This is a genomic window from Calothrix sp. NIES-3974, from assembly GCF_002368395.1.
Classification (GTDB): Bacteria; Cyanobacteriota; Cyanobacteriia; order Cyanobacteriales; family Nostocaceae; genus NIES-3974.
In genome coordinates this window covers 4,194,139-4,213,177 of record NZ_AP018254.1, presented here as the reverse complement: position 1 = coordinate 4,213,177, position 19,039 = coordinate 4,194,139, and the positions used below count along the sequence as shown (strand labels likewise).

The window sequence follows — 19,039 nt, the reverse complement described above, 5'->3', positions numbered from 1 at the left end:
TACTAAACCTTAAACCTCACAGGGATAGTCTGTAGAAGGAAAATCAATCCGTTACTCAAGGCTTACAACTTACTCGTAATAAATCCAGGTTAATCTATTCAGCAATCAGACCTCTAATTAATGAATTAATTTGACCATGACATCCATTTCTCAGCTAGATAATTCTCGAAACGGCTTATCTGTTTTTCAACACCCCTTAGTCAGTGTAATAATTGGTAACTATAACTACGAGCAATTTGTTGGTGATGCAATTGAAAGTGTTATCAATCAGACCTATGGGAATCTGGAAATTATTGTGATTGATGATGGTTCAAATGATAAATCCAGAGATATAATCAATCAATATGGAAGTCGGATAATTCCCGTATTTAAACAAAATGGTGGACAACCATCAGTTTATAATACAGGTTTTGCAGTCAGTCGAGGGGAAATAATTTGTTTTTTGGACTCGGATGATTTATTTGTCAGAGATAAAATTGCCAAGATTGTGGAAGTTTTTAATTACTCTCAAGAAATAGGTTGGTGTTTCCACAGTGTGCAATTGATAGATATCAATAACCAGCCCTTAAAATGGAGTGTGACAGAAAAGTATTTTACCAAAGAATGTGACTTTAGAAATCTCATCAAGGCTGGAAAAATACCTCCTAGTATACCCCCTTCTTCTGCTCTTTGTTTTCGGCGTTCGTTATTAGAAAATATTCTGCCAATGCCAACATCAGAAATTATTAAAAGTACCGACTATTATCTAAAATTTATGGCATTAGGACTGAGTAAAGGGGTAATACTCCAAGATGAGTTAACATTACAAAAAATCCATAATAATAATGCGGCAACTTTGAGAACAGACAGGGAATACTTGAAGGGGAGAAAGTTTATTTATACAGGTATTTGGATTCAAGATAAATTCCCAGAATTTCGGAAATTTGCGAATAAAATGGTAGCATTAGGAATTGCCTATCATTGGATTGATGGTGAGAATAATCGGGAGAATCTTCAAGCTATTCATAATTACCTAGTTTCCTGTTCCTGGTTAGAAAAATTTAAAATCAACTTTATCGCTAAATACTATTACTACAAATTCAGAATATTTGGTAAAAAATGATGAATAAATTCAAAATAAACTAATTTAAATCATTAAAATTCAACCACCAAAAAATCCATGAATCAAAAATTTCGTCTCGGAATTGTCTTTACTCACCCCACCCAACATCATGCTCCATTGTGGCAAAAACTCAATCAAGAACCGAACATTTCCGTCACCGCATTGTATCTTTGCAATGAAAATCAAGTTGGAGGCGATCGCTTATTAGGAAGTCATCAACCCTGGGACGTGGATTTACTGAGTAATTATGAGTATAAATTTTTAAAAGATATCACTGGAAATATCACTACCACAATCAAGCGAGAATTATTCAACCCAGAATTATTTGCTTGGTTACACCCGAAAAACTTTGATGCGGTGTTTATATCCAGCTTTTATACCTACTCCTATCGTTTAGCCGTTTTACTGTGTAAACTGCGAGGTATTCCTGTAATCATGCAAAACGATGCCACAATTATTACCGATAGTGAATTCAGTCGGTTACGTAAACTAGTAGTATGTGCATTGTACCCGTGGATGTATGGTTTAGTTGACCATTGGATTTCCAGTGGAGACCATAACGAAATATATCTGCGTCATTACGGTGTCAGTCAAGACAAAATAGTCCGTGGTTGTTATCCCGTTGATCGCGATCGCTTTGAGCAGACCATTAATCAAAATCAAGCTGAAATAGCCAAAATTCGTCAACAACTGAGTTGGGATGGGGAAACAATTCTCTACGGTTTTGCGGGGAAATACATTGAACGTAAAAACCCTTGGGAATTTATCGACGCGATCGCACAAGCACACAAAATCGATCCACGGGTTCGGGGAATCATGATTGGGGGAGGGGAATTAGAACCACAAATCAATCAGCGACTTGCAACCATGAATCAGGAGGTTATTAATATCGGTTTTATCAACCAGAGTAAATTACCCCTCTACTACGCAGCTTTGGATGTATTTATTTCTACTTCTAAAATCGACCCCCATCCCCTAGTGATATCGGAAGCAATGGCTGCTGGTTGTCCAATTATATTAAGCGATCGCTGTGGAAATTGGGGTTACAGTGATACAGTTCAGCATCGTTATAACGGTCTGGTTTATCCCAGTGGTCAAGTAAATCAACTCACAGCAAGCATTTTAGAAATGACTAACCAACACACTCGTCAACTTTATGCTCAACATGCGCAAACTGTTTTTTCTCAGCAAGACCTCAACTGTGAAGTCAGTGCATTTAAGGAAATAGTTAGTAAAATTAATTGCCAAAAACAAAAACCGAACAGAAGTGATACTAACTGGAATTACCCAACATCAACCAAAAATATTCTCCTAGATTAACTTCCCGCTACTACATCAGTCAATGATATCAAGTCCAGTCATCTAAAACTCACACAAATCACCTAACTACTTGATCTACTGTTAACAGTTATCCATTAAAAGTAGTGAAGATGCAACTTAAATGCACAACAAACTAGTATGACCATTACACATGAATAATTTTTAGCATCTCTACGTCTTGACGCAACATACTTTCAATTTTCCACCATCAGTTTTTGTCTTCTCAAACAATGCGAATAGCTATCACCCGGACAATTCCTAACTTCAGCATGGATGTGTATGCAGACAGTATTATCTTGGCTTTAAAAACAGTGAGGCCAGATTGGGAAATTATTGAATTAGCACCCTATCCCTTTGATTGTAATAATTCGTCTTTATGGGTACGAGGAAGGAAATTTTATGAACGATTTTGGCATTTTCCCCAAACAGTTAGACAGCATTCTGCCGATATCTTTCATGTTATTGACCATAGCGAAGGACACATAGTTAATTGGTTAAAAAAAACAGGGAAGCCAGTTATTGTTACTTGTCATGATTTAATTAACTTTTTCTATCGTGAGAATCTCCAAAGTTCTTTGAAAGTGCCAATACTTAGTGACATTATGTGGATGAACTCAGTCAAATCTATGCGCAATGCTAACCATATTATTACCGTTTCCCAAGTGACAGCCAAAGATGCAGTAAATATTTTAAACATTCAACCACAGCAAATTACCGTCATTCCCAACACCGTCGATCCGATTTTTCGCCAATTATCGGTGACAGAAATTCATGCTTTTCGTCAACAACAGGGAATTTCTCCAGAAACCCTTTGTTTATTAAATGTTGGTAGTAATCATCCACGTAAAAATCTTTCCACCATTTTACAAGCACTAAAAATAGTGAAATCCCAAGGATTACTATATAAATTTTGGAAAGTCGGTTCTGATTTTACAGAAGTGCAAAAACAATTTATTTCCAACCACAAACTAGAGGATAATATTCATTATCTAGGACAACCAAATAAAGCCCTTCTGCTCAAATTGTATAATGCAGCCGATATTTTATTAGCACCATCGTTACACGAAGGTTTTGGCATTACATTAATTGAAGCAATGGCTTGCGGAACACCCGTAATTACCTCCAATACCTCCGCAATGCCAGAAGTAGTCGGAAATGCAGGTATACTAGTAAATCCAACTAATCCGGAAGAAATTGCATCAGCCATTTTCTCCTTACACCATGACCAAATATATTATCGCAAATTAGTGACAGAAAGTTTATCTAGAGTCAAAAATTTTCACTGGGAATTTATTGCTGAAAAAATAGCTTTTACCTACGAAAAAGTTATCATGAATCAGGTGTGATGTGATATGAAAATACTTATTTCTGCTTATTCCTGTGAACCTGGTCGTGGTTCAGAACCAGGTGTTGGTTGGAACGTTGCTAAAGAAGTTGCAAAATATCATCAAGTTTGGGTATTAACTAGACCAGATGAAAGTAAAGCAATCATTGAAGCTGAATTAGCACGTCATCCAATTCCCAATTTAAATTTTGTTTACTTTACCCTACCATTTTGGCAGAATAGTTTACGCTGGGGGCAATCGGGGGCAATTCAAATCCATTATTATCTCTGGCAAATTCAAGCCTATTTTGTTGCTCGCAAATTACACCAACACCTTCACTTTGATTTAACCCACCATGTCACCTTTGTCAAATACTCTAATCCCAGTTTTCTCTCCCTTTTACCCATACCCTTTATTTGGGGTCCAGTGGGAGGTGGTGAATCCGCACCAAAAGCATTTTGGCAGGATTTTAGTTTGAGGGCTAAGGTATATGAAATAAGTCGAAATTTCATGCGTTGGTTGGGAGAAATTGACCCCTTTGTAAAAATTACTGCCACAAAAAGTTGTTTAGTTCGTGCGACGACTGAAGATACAGCAAAACGTCTTCAGTATCTGGGGGTAAAGAATATTCAAGTAATTAGTGAATCAGGTTTACCAAAGCAGGAAATTATTAGTTTAGGTAAGTATCCAATCCCTAATGAACGGGTGACAAAATTTATGAGTATGGGTAGACTACTACATTGGAAAGGCTTTCATTTAGGAATACGCGCTTTTGCGACAGCTAATCTACCCAATAGTGAATATTGGATTTTAGGTGATGGACCAGAGAGACAAAGATTAGAAAAATTAGCAATTGAATTAGGAGTGAGAACAAAAGTGAAATTTTGGGGTCGATTACCCCGTTCCCAATCTTTAGAAAAACTGAAGGAATGTATTGCTTTAATTCATCCCAGTTTGCATGATTCTGGTGGTTGGGTATGTTTAGAAGCAATGGCAGCAGGTCGTCCAGTCATATGTTTAGATTTAGGAGGACCAGGTGTGCAAGTGACATCAGAAACTGGTTTTAAAATCATAGCAAATACTCCAGAACAAACAGTACAGGACTTAGCAGTAGCAATCACTCGTTTAGGATATGAACCCCAGTTGAGATTAGAAATGGGTCAAGCCGCTAAAAATCGAGTTCGAGAGTTATTTGACCAGGAAAAAATGGGTAGAAATTTAGCCCGGCTTTATCAACAAATTGTTGAACAATATCATCAAAAAATGCAGTTAGAGAATACAGGATGTAGAATACAGAATACAAAGTAAAAAATTAAATTTTCTGTGAAGTGAAGCTAGAAGTCGGGTTTTGTCGATAAATTTATTTACTTTAGCCATAGATACTATTTCTCAAAACTCGATTTCTTTTTTTGATAACTATTTCAGTCAAAAAACAAAAAATATTAATCATGAATATTCTCAGTATTCACAATCGCTATCAAATTCGAGGAGGGGAGGATGAATGTCATCAAGCTGAAGTTAACTTACTCGGAAAAATGGGGCATCAAGTAGATGTTTATATAGAAGATAACTGGCAAATCCATAATTTAACTAATTTGCAAAAAATTCAAAAAACAATCTGGTCAAAACAAGCATACCAAACAGTAAAAAATTATCTCAAAAAACAAAAATATGATGTAGTTCATATCCATAATTTTTTCCCCTTGATTTCTCCTTCAATTTATTATGCAATTCAAGCTGAAGGTATACCAATAGTTCAGACATTACACAACTATCGTTTACTATGTCCCAATGCTCTATTTTTCCGTCAAGGTCGTGTTTGCGAAGAGTGTCTGGGGAAAAAAATTCCCTATCCCGGAATAATTAATGGTTGCTATCGGGATAGTAAAATCGCGAGTGGATGCGTAGCTACCATGCTTTCAATACATCATGCATTGCAAACATGGAAACAGAAAGTTAATACCTATATTGTGTTAACCGAATTTGCACGTCAGAAATTCATTACAGGTGGTCTTCCTGCTGAAAAAATCGTTGTCAAACCCAACTTTATCGAAGATTCTGGTCTGGGTGCAGGAAGTGGTAATTATGCTCTATTTGTTGGCAGATTATCACCGGAAAAAGGTATAGACACCCTACTGACAGCTTGGAAGAACCTCAGCGATCGCATACCCCTAAAAATTATTGGTGATGGACCCCTAGCCAGTCAAGTCCAACAAGCAGCAAACCAGCAAAAATCCATCGAATGGTTAGGACGCAAACCCATCGAAACCGTACATACCTTGATGGGAGAAGCCAAATTCCTAGTATTCCCATCCCAATGGTACGAGACTTTCGGCAGAGTTGCCATCGAAGCTTTTTCCAAAGGGACACCAGTGATTGCTGCAAATATCGGTGCGATCGCTGAACTTGTCACCCACGGTAAAACGGGATTACTGTTTCAAGCGGGTGATTCTCTAGACCTCACTAAAAAAGTTGAGTATTTCCTGACCAATCCCACTCAAGTAATTCAAATGCGTCACACCGTCAGAAAAGAATTTGAACACAAGTATACAGCTACTCAAAATTATCATTTATTGATGGATATATACGCTCAGGTATGTAATTTAAACAACTATTAATCTTATTTTAAGACGCTCATCAAAATGAACACACTATTAAATCTTTCCCTCAACAAACAACCATTACTCAAAAATTCCCAACTAATTATCATCGCTTTTGCTACCGCATTCTTCCCTCGCATCATCAACACTATCGGCTTACCAGCAACAATTAACTTTATCCACTTCGCTCTAGTTCCCCTATGTTGTGTGATAGCAATTTTGACTACTAAAATTAAGTTGAAAAAACAAATTTTTTTCTGTAAATCTCTTCTGACCTGTCTATTCTTATTTTTGATACTTATAACTATCAGCGCTTTACTCAATCAAGCAGGCATTATCAATATCATTTTGTCATTTCTCTTGCTCACGGAACCCTTTATTCTCTTGCTAGCAATCATCTGCCTACCCATATCTACCACAAGTCTAGAAAATTTCCGAAATTGGATTATTTATTTTGGTATTATTAATATTGTTTTAGCCCTGTGTCAACATTTTTTGATTACCACTGGACTCCTTCCCGTCACATTCATGCAACCAGAAGATAATGTTCAAGGTGTATTTTATCTATCCGGTTCAGGTCACGTTGTCAGTGCTTCTGTTTCCATGTCCTTAGCTTTATTTAATTTTAGTAGCTACAATAATCAATCTTTATTGATTAAGATTAGTATTTTTGTTGCAGCTTGTATGCAGCTTTTATTTGCCGATGCCAAGCAAGTTATAGTCGTATGGTTAGCTGCTTGGTTAATGTTAATACTAATTAAATCAAAAGACTTAAAGACAGCTTTACAGTATCTAATTGCCGCAATAATAGTTATTTGGAGTCTCTGGTGGTGTATTGATAATTTGCCAATATTTTCAGCATTTAAAGCTTGGATTAGACCAGAAATATATGGCTTGAATGGAGTTGCTACCCAACTAAAAACTGCCCCATTCCGAATTATTCCTACATACTATCAATCATCCTGGAATTGGTTATTTGGTCTTGGTCCAGGTCATACAATCGGTCGATTAGGAGGATGGATGCTTCAAGATTATGCATCCTTATTACAACCATTAGGTGCAACAGTTCACCCAGCAAGTTTAGCAGTTTGGCAAACCTATATTGGTCATTGGTTGGATTCCACTTTTTTTTCTCCCTTGTGGGGTTGGGCTGGAATTTGGGGTGATTTTGGTTTACTGGGTTTAGCTGCTTATTTAGGCATCATAATTCTGATTTGGCAATATATTTGTAACGATGATTTTTCTCGATTTACAATTTTGACAATGATGATTTTCGGTTTAATTTTAACTCAAATGGAAGAGCCAGGCTATATGCTGTCGATGACAACTTTCATTGGTTTGAAATGGCATGAAAATCAAATCCATCGCCATCCCTATTTATCATAAACGTATCAAGATTATAGTCTCTTGTGTAGGTGTAGTATTCGCGTGGGGAAGGTTTATACCCAACCAAACAAGAAAATAACTCATTCCTACTTCCTACTCCCTATTCCCTACTTTCTAATCAGGGATGAAAAAGTATAAAAATCAAACCGTTAATTAAGGGTGACAACTCAGTCTTTATAAATCCAGAGTAATGCTCGCAGCACATACTCTTTTTACTTGTTAATTCAACCAACTCAAATTTTTATCCCCATGATGAATTCAGAAATTTCTTCCCCATCCCATACACATCCATTCCCTGAAAATGAAGAAGGTGGATTAAACCTAGGACAGGTTTCTGCAACTTTACGTCGTCGTAGTTTATTAATTATGGGAATTACCGGAATAGTTGCTGCGGGTGCGGTCATTAAAGCAGAACAAGACCCGTTAGTATACCAAGGTAAATTTGAAATTCTCACTAAACCATTTTCCGCAGAAAGTCAGGTGACAGCAAATGTTCCCCAATCCCTAGGTAGTATAGGTAGTAATCAACAAGTTACACTTCCTCCCTCATCAGAAAACGATATTAAAACGACTATCAAAGTTTTGCAAAGTCCAGGTGTTCTTTCTTCAGTTATCCAAAAACTCAACTCCCAATATCCCGATTTAAATTATGAATCCCTACTAGAGAACTTAACCATTGTGACAACAGAAAAAAATATCCTAGAAGTTGAGTATAGGTCTGAAAATCAACAGCAAACACAACAAGTTATTCAAGCTTTAGCCCAAGCGTATCTGGATTACAGCTTGAAAGAACGTCGTGCAGATATTGAACAAGCAATTCAATTTGTTCAAGCTCGTATTGATGAAGAAAATGGACTCAAATCTCAAGTTGAATTATGGCAAAATAAATTGGCAATTTTTCGCCGTATCAATAATTTAGTCGAACCGGAAAAAAAGGTTGCTGAAGTTTCTAGTCATATTGCCTCTTGGACACAGCAACAATTAGAAAATAAGGTGCAACTAGAGCAAATGCTTGCTCAATATCAAAACTTGCAGCAGGAATTAGCTCAACAACCTACAGAACGAGCGGGTAATTCTGTACTTTCTGCAAATACTCGTTATCAAAAGATTCTGGATGCAATTCAAGAAATCGAAATAGAACAAAAAAAATCATCGGCAGTGTTCACAAATATAGTCCCGACGATTCAGACCTTAAATCAGAAAAAAGCTAACTTACTACCCATGTTGCAAGCAGAAGAACAGCGAGTTTTACGAGATTTTCAAAGTCGAATTGCTGAACTGGAAGCACGAGATCAATCTATTCAACAGAAAATTAATGCCCTCAATAGTTATTTAAAAAGATTAGCAACCCTAAGTCGAGACTATGACCGAATTCAGCAAGAGCTAAAAATTGCCAATGATAATTTGAATCAATTTTTAGCTAAACGTCAAGCACTGCAAATTGAACTTTCCCAAAAACAACAACCTTGGAAATTACTTAACCCCCAAGCAGTGGAACCAGAAGCTTTTGAAGTAGAGGGTCTATCACCGAATGCAAAAACAAATCTTGCCTTGGGAGGAATGCTGGGTTTACTATTAGGAACAGGAGCGGCTTTATTAATCGATAAACTTAGTAATCTTTTCTATACGACTAAAGATATTAAAGAGGTGACAACTTTACCTTTATTAGGGGTGATTCCACTACAAAAGGAATTACAAAATTCAAATATCAAAGACCAATCTTTCAAATTGCCGCAGTTTTTTGAAGTATTTCGCTCCCTATACACAAATATTCTTTTACTTGGTTCCGATAGTACCATCCGTTCTTTAGTTATTAGTTCCGCAACCCCAGGAGAAGGTAAATCCACCATTGCCATTCAATTAGCTCAAGCAGCAGCAGCAATGGGACAACGAGTATTGTTAGTAGATGCGGATTTACGTTTTCCGACATTACATAAACTAGTTGGTTCGATGAATATTCAAGGTTTAACGGATGTAATTTCCCATGACCTAGATTGGCAAAATGCTATCGAAAAATCACCGCAAGAAGAAAATCTGTATATTATTTCTGCCGGACAAATTCCTCCCGACCCCATTCGTTTGCTTGCATCACAAAAAATGCAGGATTTAATGGATGAATTACAAATTAATTTTGATTTAGTTATCTACGATACGCCTAATTTATTAGGTGTGGCAGATGCAAATTTATTGGCAGCCCATACAAATGGGATGATACTAGTCACGGAATTAGGTAAACTTAAGCGTACCCTATTTCAACAAGCCCTGGAAGAATTACAGATAGCGGGTACACCAATGTTAGGGATTGTTGCTAACAAATCTAAGGAAGATATTCCCGCAACTTCTATTTATTATCGACAGTATTATCAACAAAAAATGAGTGTAGAAAAAGTGGAAATGAATGCAGAGATTAGTAGTAGTTAATATTAATTTCACTGAATTCACTATTAGATTAAGCACAGGCATATATTTCCTCTAATTTTTTCTGTGCTTTAACTTTCACTAATCTTGGTAATTTACAGCTATTTGCAGACGGAGATATTCTCCTTCGACTTACTCCTAAAACAGGCATTTCTTGCCAACAATTGCGACAAAACCAGTACGTTTCGCCTCTGCGAACATGTTGCAGTAATACATCAGAACAGCAAGGACAGTAATTCATAGATCCCCCCTAACATTTCCACCAGCTTTGCTCCACTGGTTTGTGATGATTTCACCATATTGGGGGAATGTGAGGAAGTTGTGAAGATTGTGATTTTCTGCAATTAATAGCAATAAAAGTTTACTTATGTTTACTTTTCGCTTAATAAGTTAGGTACGCAAAATTATTTGATACATTTTCTTTACCTGCATCCCCTGCTCCCCTCAATGTATCAACAGTAAAGTAAAACAAATGAGATGCTCCCCTGAAATCAGCATGAACAGGAACATATTTCCGATTTACTAGTAGTCGAATGAAAAGGCGATAATCACCGGTGCTGAAGCGTTGTTAATTGTCTCCCAACCGCCTTGATTTTGGGGATAGGATGTGATTGATACTGCCATATCAATCAACAAGTTAGGTTTAGGCATAGTTTTGAGCTAAAGCAACAGCTCGACGGACAGCAGCATCTGCGTTAATCAAACCATGACCATAGAAGCGGTCGTATCCAGGATTACCCAAATCATAGGCAGTTTGGGAAATGATATCTTTAATTTGGGTGGCAGTAAAATTACTATTTGCGCTCCAGACTAAAGATGCAATACCAGTCACCATTGCCGTTGAGGCAGAAGTTCCATTAAACTTATCGTGGTAGCTATGGACGAATTGACCGCTACCATTACGATTGGAGGTTGCAGCGATAAATTCACTGGGAGCCATTACCGTGAGGGGTCTATTACCAGCATTAACATTCTCATCGGTAGTGTAATTAGAACCCCACCAATTGGTATAGTTAATGCGATCGCCTGGGGTTTTGGCGTTTCCATACCAATCGGTTCGACCCCAAACAGAACCAACAGAAATTACATTACCATAGGATTGGGCCCAAGCTGCGGGATTCACAATACTGCTAGTATTACCGTTTCCTGCGGCCATGACGAATAACACATTACTTTGGTTATTGGCCACAAGTTGACGGAACGCATCGGAATCACCACCTGACAAACTCAGGTTAATCACGACCTTTTTCCCTTGACCGATGGCATTGTCGATAATTGTTTGGGTTCCACGAGCTAAATCGTAGTCATTACCATTTCCACCCAAAACATCAATATGCCATAGGGGAGAACCCCAATTTATCCCGGCAATACCGATATTATTATTAGCAGCAGCACTGATGGTACTTTGAACCCGTGTTCCGTGGGAAAAATCCGTCGATTCATCAGCAATATTATTGCCATCCCAACTCGTGGGACGCAAATCTGGGTGAATGGAACCATCTGCGGCAAATCCCAATCCAGAATCTTGGATACCAACGAGAATGTTACTTGTCCCCGATGTGAATCGCCAAGCATTGTGGACACCCGTCATGTGAAGGTTCCACTGCTGGTTAAATTTTTCATCGTTGGGAACAACAGTACCCTTGATACCCACACCCGTGTTCGTGACACCAACATTATAGGTAGTTAAATCAATCGTAGTATCGGTAAACTCAATCCGTTCAATCCCTTCAAACAGAACTTTGCCACCATTATTCAGGGTAATTGCATCAAACATCCGGTTTCCATTACCCGGATTATAGGCTACACCACCTCCAGTCGCGATCGCCCAATTAAAGTTGACTTGATTGGAACTAATTCCCGCAGTTCGGAAATTGAGGGTATCCCGACTACCATTACCAAAATCTACATTACCGTTACCGGAAAAAATCGCTTGACCAGTTGTTAATTCATAGGTAAAAGTATCTGCACCTAAAGTTCCCACCCGCGTATAAGATATAGAACTTTCCGCAACAGGAATACTTGCTGGGGGAGTGCTACTGTCTGTGGTAATTGTATCTGTAGTATTTGTATCTGTGACTGGTTCTAACCAATCATCCCTTCTACGCGCTCTCCTCCCTCCTACACTTGCAGCTTGGGGGATACCACTGGAAATTTCCACGGGGGAAATTTCCACATTCAATTGATAATTAGTTTGAATATTGTCGTAGGAAAATACACGGATGTAGTAAGTACCTACCCCTAATTCCCGATTAATAAATTCATTGCGACGATCAGGAGCGCGAGAAGCTGCTATCACCTCCCCGGTATCAACTATACCATTCCCATTCCCATCGCGAATTAACTCAACATCCGCATCAGCCCTTAATCCACTTAGTTTTAGATTTAAACTACTACGGGCATTTAAGCTGAATCTGTAGTTATCTACTGGCTCCAACGGATTGATGCTTTCCGTAAAAACACTTACCCTTTGAGATGGGTTAACCTCGATTGCTGAACTAAGTATGTTCCCCGGAACATTAGATGACATATATTAGACCTTGATACGGGCAATACTTCTTATATCAAAATCGATAATTAGTTCCTTTGCGAACAAAAAAAACGTAAAGTTACAAAATTAACTAAATAATTACAGTCCATTCACGTAAGCTTTAAAGAAGGAAATATTTGACCAACTCGAATATGTCGTGCATGGAAAGGGAATGGGGAGTAGGGAGTAGCTCTACCACATAAATTCAAAATTTTAGTGAAATGGTATCAGAACTAATGCGATGGATTACCATAGCAATCCGTTAAGGATTTGTAAAATCTTACATATAGGGTTGTTGACTGTTAACTGTTGACTGCCATAGGCATAGGCTCTACGAGAAGTCTTACCCTAGGGTACAGCCAAAACCGATATTTTTCACAACTGAAATCGGATTGCGATAGATTACGAATATGGGAGTCAAAAAAGAGTAGCGACCAAATTTCAGTTTCTTCCCCTTCTTGGCAAAAATCAAACACGAGAGTGAAGCTTGTGGAGACAAAATTCGCTATCTTGAGGGTGATAAGGCCAGGTGTGGTGGAGTTGGTTAGATGCCAGAATTATTAGAACAATTGAAAGAATTAAACCCCTGGATCATGGCGGTGGGATTGAATACACTATTGTTGGTAGTCGCTGGGGTTGCACCCAAAAAACTATTGACAACGGCTGGTTTAGTTCATGCTTGGGTGCTGGGGGTGTTAATTTGGGGAACCTTGGGTTGGCCAGGATACGTAGTAGTGATGTTTTATTTTCTGGTTGGTTCCTCAGTGACAAAGTTAGGTATGGCACAAAAAGAAGCCGAGGGAATTGCGGAGAAGCGTTCCGGAACTAGGGGACCAGAAAACGTTTGGGGTTCCGCTTTTGCCGGTGCAGTGTGTGCTGTGGGTGTAGGTTTAGTAAAAGCGGGATGGGTGGAGTCTGTGATACCAGTCTCGTTATTATTACTGGGTTATGCAGCAAGTTTTGCCACCAAATTGGCAGATACCACAGCCTCCGAAGTGGGAAAAGCCTACGGAAAGCGAACTTATTTGATTACAACCTTGCAACCCGTACCTCGTGGAACCGAAGGAGCAGTAAGTTTAGAAGGAACACTAGCAGGAATTGGGGGAGCGATCGCGATCGCAATTGTGGCTTGGGGTGTAGGATTAATTGATATCTGGGGAATCGTTTGGTGTGCGATCGCAGCTTTTATTGCCACTAACATTGAAAGTCTCATCGGCGCTACATGGCAGACAAAATATACATGGCTGACCAATGAGTTGGTTAATGTGATTAATACCTTAATTGGGTCAATTACCGCAATTATACTTGCTTATATTGGAATGCTGGCTTAAAGGTGGAGGGAGTAGGGAGTAGTCCGTGGAAATGAGCTATTTTCTCGTTTTCTTGTGTCCAAGCGACATGGGGGACTAGCTGGAAGGTAGAAATTAGGGAGCGGGAAAAACCACTTCCATACATTCCGGTGTCAGCCATACATCTAGACTACTCCCTGTTCCCCATTCCCTTCCTGATTCAAGTAAGCATTGTTACTTGAAATCCCTGACAATCCCAAGTTGTCGTTTCCAGTCATCAGGGCTTAGTATAGCAATGACTCAATCCTTAGCACATACAATTGTACCTCTAGAAAATTAGGCAACAAATGGAATTAATAAAATTATCTTATTGCTACATATAACTTTCGTTAAAACGTAAACCCAACCAAAACCAACAGCTATTACGTAGCGAGCTTCCCCATAGCCGGAATTACGTAGACGCGTAGCGGCTTGCCGTAGGCTATTACGAATTACGAATTGGTATTAAAACACTCTTTGTCGGCAGAAAAATTAGTATAATTTGTGGGCGTATTTTTACGTATCTAGTTCATGGAATCTTTATCTTTTTTAACCGTTGACGAACAGGCCATTTCCGTAGGACAAGCTGTCAAATACCTACAAGCTTCCGGCAAACTAGGTCAATTTATCGGCGATATCCTGCGACAATATGTGATTGAACAGGAAATTAAGAATCGGGAGGATTTAGATATTAGTCCGGCTTTGACAGAGCAAGCGATTGTGGATTTCCGTTTAAAAAACCAATTGACAGAACCAGCTAAATTCCAAGAATGGCTGAAAAACAATGGTTTAGCCTACGATACTTTTCATGCATCGGTGGCTTTTGGTTTTAAACTGGAAAAACTCAAAGCGGCAATTTCCGAGCCAAAACTCCAAGAGTATTTTATCGAACGGAAAATTTTCCTGGATCGGGTAGTATTATCACGAATAATTGTTGCAGACCGGGAGTTAGCGGAAGAATTGCAAGCCCAAATAGAAGAGGGAAATAGTTTTGAGCAAATTGCCCGGGAATATTCGATTGCGGATGATAAAGTGGTCAACGGGATGATGGGACCAGTAAGTCGGGGAACTCTACCGGATGTGTTACGTGCCAAGGTTGATGTGGCTAAACCCGGTGATTTAATACCCCCTTTAGAACTAGATGGACGATTTGGATTGTTCCGTGTTGAACAATTCCTCAATGCCTCCCTTGAAGATAACCAATTAAAGCAAGCATTACAAAACGAGTTGTTTGAGAAATGGCTAGCAGAGAAGATCCAAAAGCTTACAGTCAAGCTGCAAGTGAATTAAACGCGGTTGATGGTGAAGAACTCCGAACCCAGGTGCTAGCATCTTTGCCGTGGGAGGAACCCCCTTTTCGCTGGTTGACCAATGACCAAAAGCAGCAGTTTCGTACCCAAGCCGAAGTTTGTCGCTATGGTTTAGGGGAAAAAATCTGGAACCAGGAAAATCGTGGGTTTTTGTTTTTACTGGTTGCGGGAAAGGTACGTGTCCGGGATGAGGATACAAGTAAACCTTTAGCCACCCTACAACCCGGTGATTGGTTTGGAGATATACTTTCACTATCGGTTAACTGTAAAGCTGTTGCTGCTAGTAAACATGCGATCGCAGTCCAGTGGAATGCTCAATTGTGGGAAAAGGTGACAAATCCCCAATTGCAGGAGTTCTGGTCCCATATGGAGGCAGAAATTGGGGTGGCGAATACGAACGTGAGCCAACTCCCAGCTACCATTAATCCCTGGGAAAAAACTTCCACCACGACCAATGGGTTAGATAAGGGGAATGGAAGTGTGGTCAATTCTGACCCACCACAGAATTTAGCTAATCGCAGTTTAACGGGAATTCGGGATACCGCCAGTCAGGTATCAGATACTACTAATCCCCCTCCCTCTCCCTCCGCTATACCTATTCCCAATTATTCCCTCTACCCCTTCATCACCAGTATGAATGCGGGGGCAGCCTGTTTAGCAATGGTTGCCCAGTACTTACAAAACCCGGTAAATTTGGAATGGGTACAGCGTCAATTGCGGGGTCAAAGTCCCAAACATCTAGTGGAAGGGGCAGAAAAATTAGGGTTTATCCTGCGTAAACTCAAAGTGGAGTGGACTGACCTTCGTCAATTATCCTTTCCAGCCCTACTCCAATTGCAAGATGCACCCAATCGACCAGGGAACTGGGTGGTAGCCTATGCCCTCAAAGGTAATAGTTTAGTGATTGCCAATCCCTACAACCCCCAACAAGGAGTCGAAACCCTACCCCAACAAACCATCCTCAGCAAATGGAACGGGGAACTGTGGCAAGTCGAAGTTACTTCCAAACAGGAAAAATTTCACCTGGGTTGGTTTGCTCCAGCGGTCTGGAAATATCGCGGACTATTAGCAGAAGTATTATTAGCCTCCTTTACGCTGCAACTACTAGGCTTAACCACACCCCTGATTACCCAGGTAATCATCGATAAAGTCATGGTGCAAGAGAGTTTAGCCACCCTGGATGTCATGGCGATCGCTCTGTTATCAGTGGCAATTTTTGAGGCGCTTCTCGGTATTCTGCGTTTATTTATCTTTACCCATACAGCCAGACGCTTAGATTTAAGCCTATCTGCCCAACTATTTCGCCACTTAATGCGTCTGCCCCTAGCCTACTTTGAATCACGTCGTGTCGGCGATACGGTTGCTAGGGTACAGGAGCTGGAACAAATCCGTCAATTCCTCACCGGGACAGCCTTAACTGTAATTTTAGATAGCATTTTCGCCGTAGTTTACCTGGGGTTAATGTTCTATTACAGTATTCCCCTCACCTTTGTTGGTCTGGCGGTACTACCCCTATTTGCCACCCTGACCCTAATTGCCACACCAATTCTCCGCAACTGGCTCAACGAAACCTTTAACCGCAGCGCCGACAGCCAATCCTTCCTCGTGGAAACCATTACCGGTATCCACTCCGTTAAAGCCCATGCCGCCGAACCCGTTGCCAGAGACCGATGGGAAGGTTTATTTGCCCGCTTTATTCGCACCGGCTTTAAAGCCTCCACCACATCCAATATTAGCAGTAATATTGGTGACTTTTTAACTAACTTTTCCAACTTACTCATCCTCTGGTTTGGAGCTAAACTAGTCATTGAGCAAAAACTCACCGTTGGACAATTAGTTGCCTTTCAAATGCTGTCTGGACGGGTGACAGGTCCATTATTGCGATTAGTCCAGCTATGGCAAAATTTACAACAGGTGCTACTATCAGTAGATCGAATCGGTGATATCCTCAACGTTGCTCCCGAAGCCGAACCCGGAACAGGCTTAGTTTTACCACCCCTCAAAGGACAAGTCACCTTTGAACAGGTATTTTTCCGCTACCGTCCCAACACCGAACCCGTCCTCAAAGGTATCTCCTTCGATGTCCAACCAGGGCAATTTGTGGGAATCGTCGGTCGCAGTGGTTCCGGTAAAAGCACCCTTTCTAAGCTCCTCCAGCGCCTCTACACCATCGAATCCGGACGCATCCTCATCGACGGCTTCGATATCAAAAGTGCAGATATCGCCTCCCTCCGCCAACAAATCGCCGTAGTCCTCCAAGAAGATTTTCTCTTTAATTCCACCATTCTCGAAAATATCTCCCTAGGACACCCCGATATTAGTGCCGAACAGGTCGTCGAAGCAGCTCGTTTAGCAGCAGCCCATGACTTCATCAGTGACCTGGTAAACGGCTATGAAACCAACGTTGGTGAACGCGGTACAGCCCTATCGGGAGGACAACGACAACGAATAGCCCTAGCCAGATTATTCCTCTCCCAAGCTCCAATTTTAATCCTGGATGAAGCCACCAGCGCCCTCGACAGTGAAACTGAACAACAGGTACTACAAAACCTCAAATCGGTATCCAGTGGAAGGACTGTATTTTTAATTGCCCACCGCTTTGCACCATTAAAACGGGCAGATTTAATTCTGGTGATGGAAAAAGGTGTAATTGCGGAACGAGGAACCCATGAGGAACTATTACGGCAAAAGGGCTTGTATTGGTCCTTATATCAACGTCAGCAAGCGAATATTTAGGGTCTGCTGAATAAGTCTTTGGTAGGGAATGGGGAGTAGGGAGTAGGTACAGACGACCCGTCGGGTCGTCTGTAGAGGGAGCGATATATCGCGTCTGTACTTTTAAACTAATAATTCCACTTTTCAAAAGACCTAAAAAAATTACAAATGCCAGATTTTGAAGTTTGATATACCCATGTATTTGCACTTTTTTTCAGCCAAAATAGCCTCAACAACTGACGATATGTAAAGTCTAACTATTTTTCAGTAAGCCCTATTTAGTGGGGGTAGGATTAATTTTTGGAGAGTAAGGTGTCTTCAGTCACTTTACCATCCTCCATGCGCAAAATTCGGTCAGCCACATCCAAAATACGACTGTCATGGGTGACAAGCAAAATCGCGCTTCCCTGTTGTTTCGCTAATCTTTGCATAATATTCACCACATCCCGACCCGATTTACTATCCAAAGCTGCGGTCGGTTCATCTGCAAGCACTAGTAACGGTTCCCCCACTAAAGCACGGGCGATCGCAATGCGTTGTTTTTGTCCTCCCGAAAGTTTATCTGGATAGTAATCCATACGTTCTCCTAAACCGACAGATGTTAAAATCGCTTGGGATTTGTAAATGCGATCGCTAAGTGATAAATTTTGATGAAGTCGCAGGGACATTCCCACATTTTGCCGTGCAGTTAGGGATGGCAGTAAATTATGGGACTGGAAAATAAAGCCTATGGAGGAGCGAATTTTCACCAGTTGGGATTTACTCGCACCAAATAACTCCTGATCAAATACGCGCACACTACCGGTTTGAATTGAGCGCAAAGCACCAATCAAGGTCAGCAAAGTGGTTTTTCCACTCCCCGACGGTCCTTGCATAATCACAATTTCACCCCGGTAAATATCTAAATTGACATCATCTAAAACTAATTTACGCAGGTCACCTTTTCCGAAAGCATGATCAAGATGACGCACAGTGACGACAGATTCCATGATTTTGGGAGTAGGA

The 19,039-nt window shown here is 40.1% G+C and carries 13 protein-coding genes; 10 read left to right on the top strand and 3 right to left on the bottom strand.

Features of this window, described 5'->3' with window-relative positions:
• The first annotated feature begins 136 nt into the window (after positions 1 to 136).
• The 7 genes from CDC37_RS16945 (at position 137) to CDC37_RS16915 (ending at position 10,154) form a co-directional block, all read left to right on the top strand.
• Complete coding sequence (locus tag CDC37_RS16945; protein ID WP_096623414.1) at positions 137 to 1,102, top strand: glycosyltransferase family 2 protein; 966 nt, start codon at positions 137 to 139, stop codon at positions 1,100 to 1,102.
• Positions 1,103 to 1,159: 57 nt separating this feature from the next.
• A complete protein-coding gene (locus tag CDC37_RS16940; RefSeq protein WP_096623412.1) occupies positions 1,160 to 2,422 on the top strand; it encodes a glycosyltransferase family 4 protein in 1,263 nt (420 codons plus the stop codon).
• 230 nt (positions 2,423 to 2,652) lie between these two features.
• Entirely contained in the window at positions 2,653 to 3,768 is a 1,116-nt protein-coding gene (locus CDC37_RS16935; RefSeq protein WP_096623410.1) for a glycosyltransferase family 4 protein, read from the top strand.
• A 6-nt stretch (positions 3,769 to 3,774) separates the two neighbouring features.
• On the top strand, positions 3,775 to 5,055 hold the full coding sequence (locus CDC37_RS16930; RefSeq protein WP_096623408.1) for a glycosyltransferase family 4 protein: 1,281 nt from the start codon (positions 3,775 to 3,777) through the stop codon (positions 5,053 to 5,055).
• Between the two features lie 140 nt (positions 5,056 to 5,195).
• A complete protein-coding gene (locus CDC37_RS16925; protein WP_096623406.1) occupies positions 5,196 to 6,365 on the top strand; it encodes a glycosyltransferase family 4 protein in 1,170 nt (389 codons plus the stop codon).
• 24 nt (positions 6,366 to 6,389) lie between these two features.
• Entirely contained in the window at positions 6,390 to 7,733 is a 1,344-nt protein-coding gene (locus tag CDC37_RS16920; protein ID WP_096623404.1) for a hypothetical protein, read from the top strand.
• 249 nt (positions 7,734 to 7,982) lie between these two features.
• Complete coding sequence (locus CDC37_RS16915) at positions 7,983 to 10,154, top strand: GumC family protein (protein WP_096626331.1); 2,172 nt, start codon at positions 7,983 to 7,985, stop codon at positions 10,152 to 10,154.
• A gap of 519 nt (positions 10,155 to 10,673) precedes the next feature.
• Here the strand turns inward: CDC37_RS16915 and CDC37_RS25580 are convergent.
• Positions 10,674 to 10,802, bottom strand: coding sequence for a hypothetical protein (locus CDC37_RS25580; RefSeq protein ID WP_255408818.1), 129 nt, complete (start codon positions 10,800 to 10,802; stop codon positions 10,674 to 10,676).
• Positions 10,795 to 12,681, bottom strand: coding sequence for a S8 family serine peptidase (locus CDC37_RS16905; protein ID WP_096623400.1), 1,887 nt, complete (start codon positions 12,679 to 12,681; stop codon positions 10,795 to 10,797). Before CDC37_RS16905 ends, CDC37_RS25580 begins: the two co-directional genes overlap by 8 nt.
• A 548-nt stretch (positions 12,682 to 13,229) precedes the next feature.
• On the opposite strand from CDC37_RS16905, the gene CDC37_RS16900 reads away from it, so the two are divergent.
• The 3 genes from CDC37_RS16900 to CDC37_RS16890 all read left to right on the top strand — a co-directional run bounded on the left by CDC37_RS16900 (position 13,230) and on the right by CDC37_RS16890 (position 18,055).
• Entirely contained in the window at positions 13,230 to 14,012 is a 783-nt protein-coding gene (locus CDC37_RS16900; RefSeq protein ID WP_096623398.1) for a TIGR00297 family protein, read from the top strand.
• A gap of 528 nt (positions 14,013 to 14,540) precedes the next feature.
• Positions 14,541 to 15,299, top strand: coding sequence for a foldase protein PrsA (locus tag CDC37_RS16895; RefSeq protein ID WP_096623396.1), 759 nt, complete (start codon positions 14,541 to 14,543; stop codon positions 15,297 to 15,299).
• The gene (locus CDC37_RS16890) at positions 15,248 to 18,055 is read left to right on the top strand and encodes a peptidase domain-containing ABC transporter (protein ID WP_096623394.1); all 2,808 of its coding nucleotides are present in this window, start codon (positions 15,248 to 15,250) and stop codon (positions 18,053 to 18,055) included. Before CDC37_RS16895 ends, CDC37_RS16890 begins: the two co-directional genes overlap by 52 nt.
• Before the next feature lie 272 nt (positions 18,056 to 18,327).
• Here CDC37_RS16890 and CDC37_RS16885 read toward each other — a convergent pair whose 3' ends face one another.
• Positions 18,328 to 19,023 (bottom strand): DevA family ABC transporter ATP-binding protein, encoded by a 696-nt coding sequence (locus CDC37_RS16885; RefSeq protein ID WP_096623392.1) that lies wholly within the window; start codon positions 19,021 to 19,023, stop codon positions 18,328 to 18,330.
• Between the last annotated feature and the right edge of the window lie 16 nt (positions 19,024 to 19,039).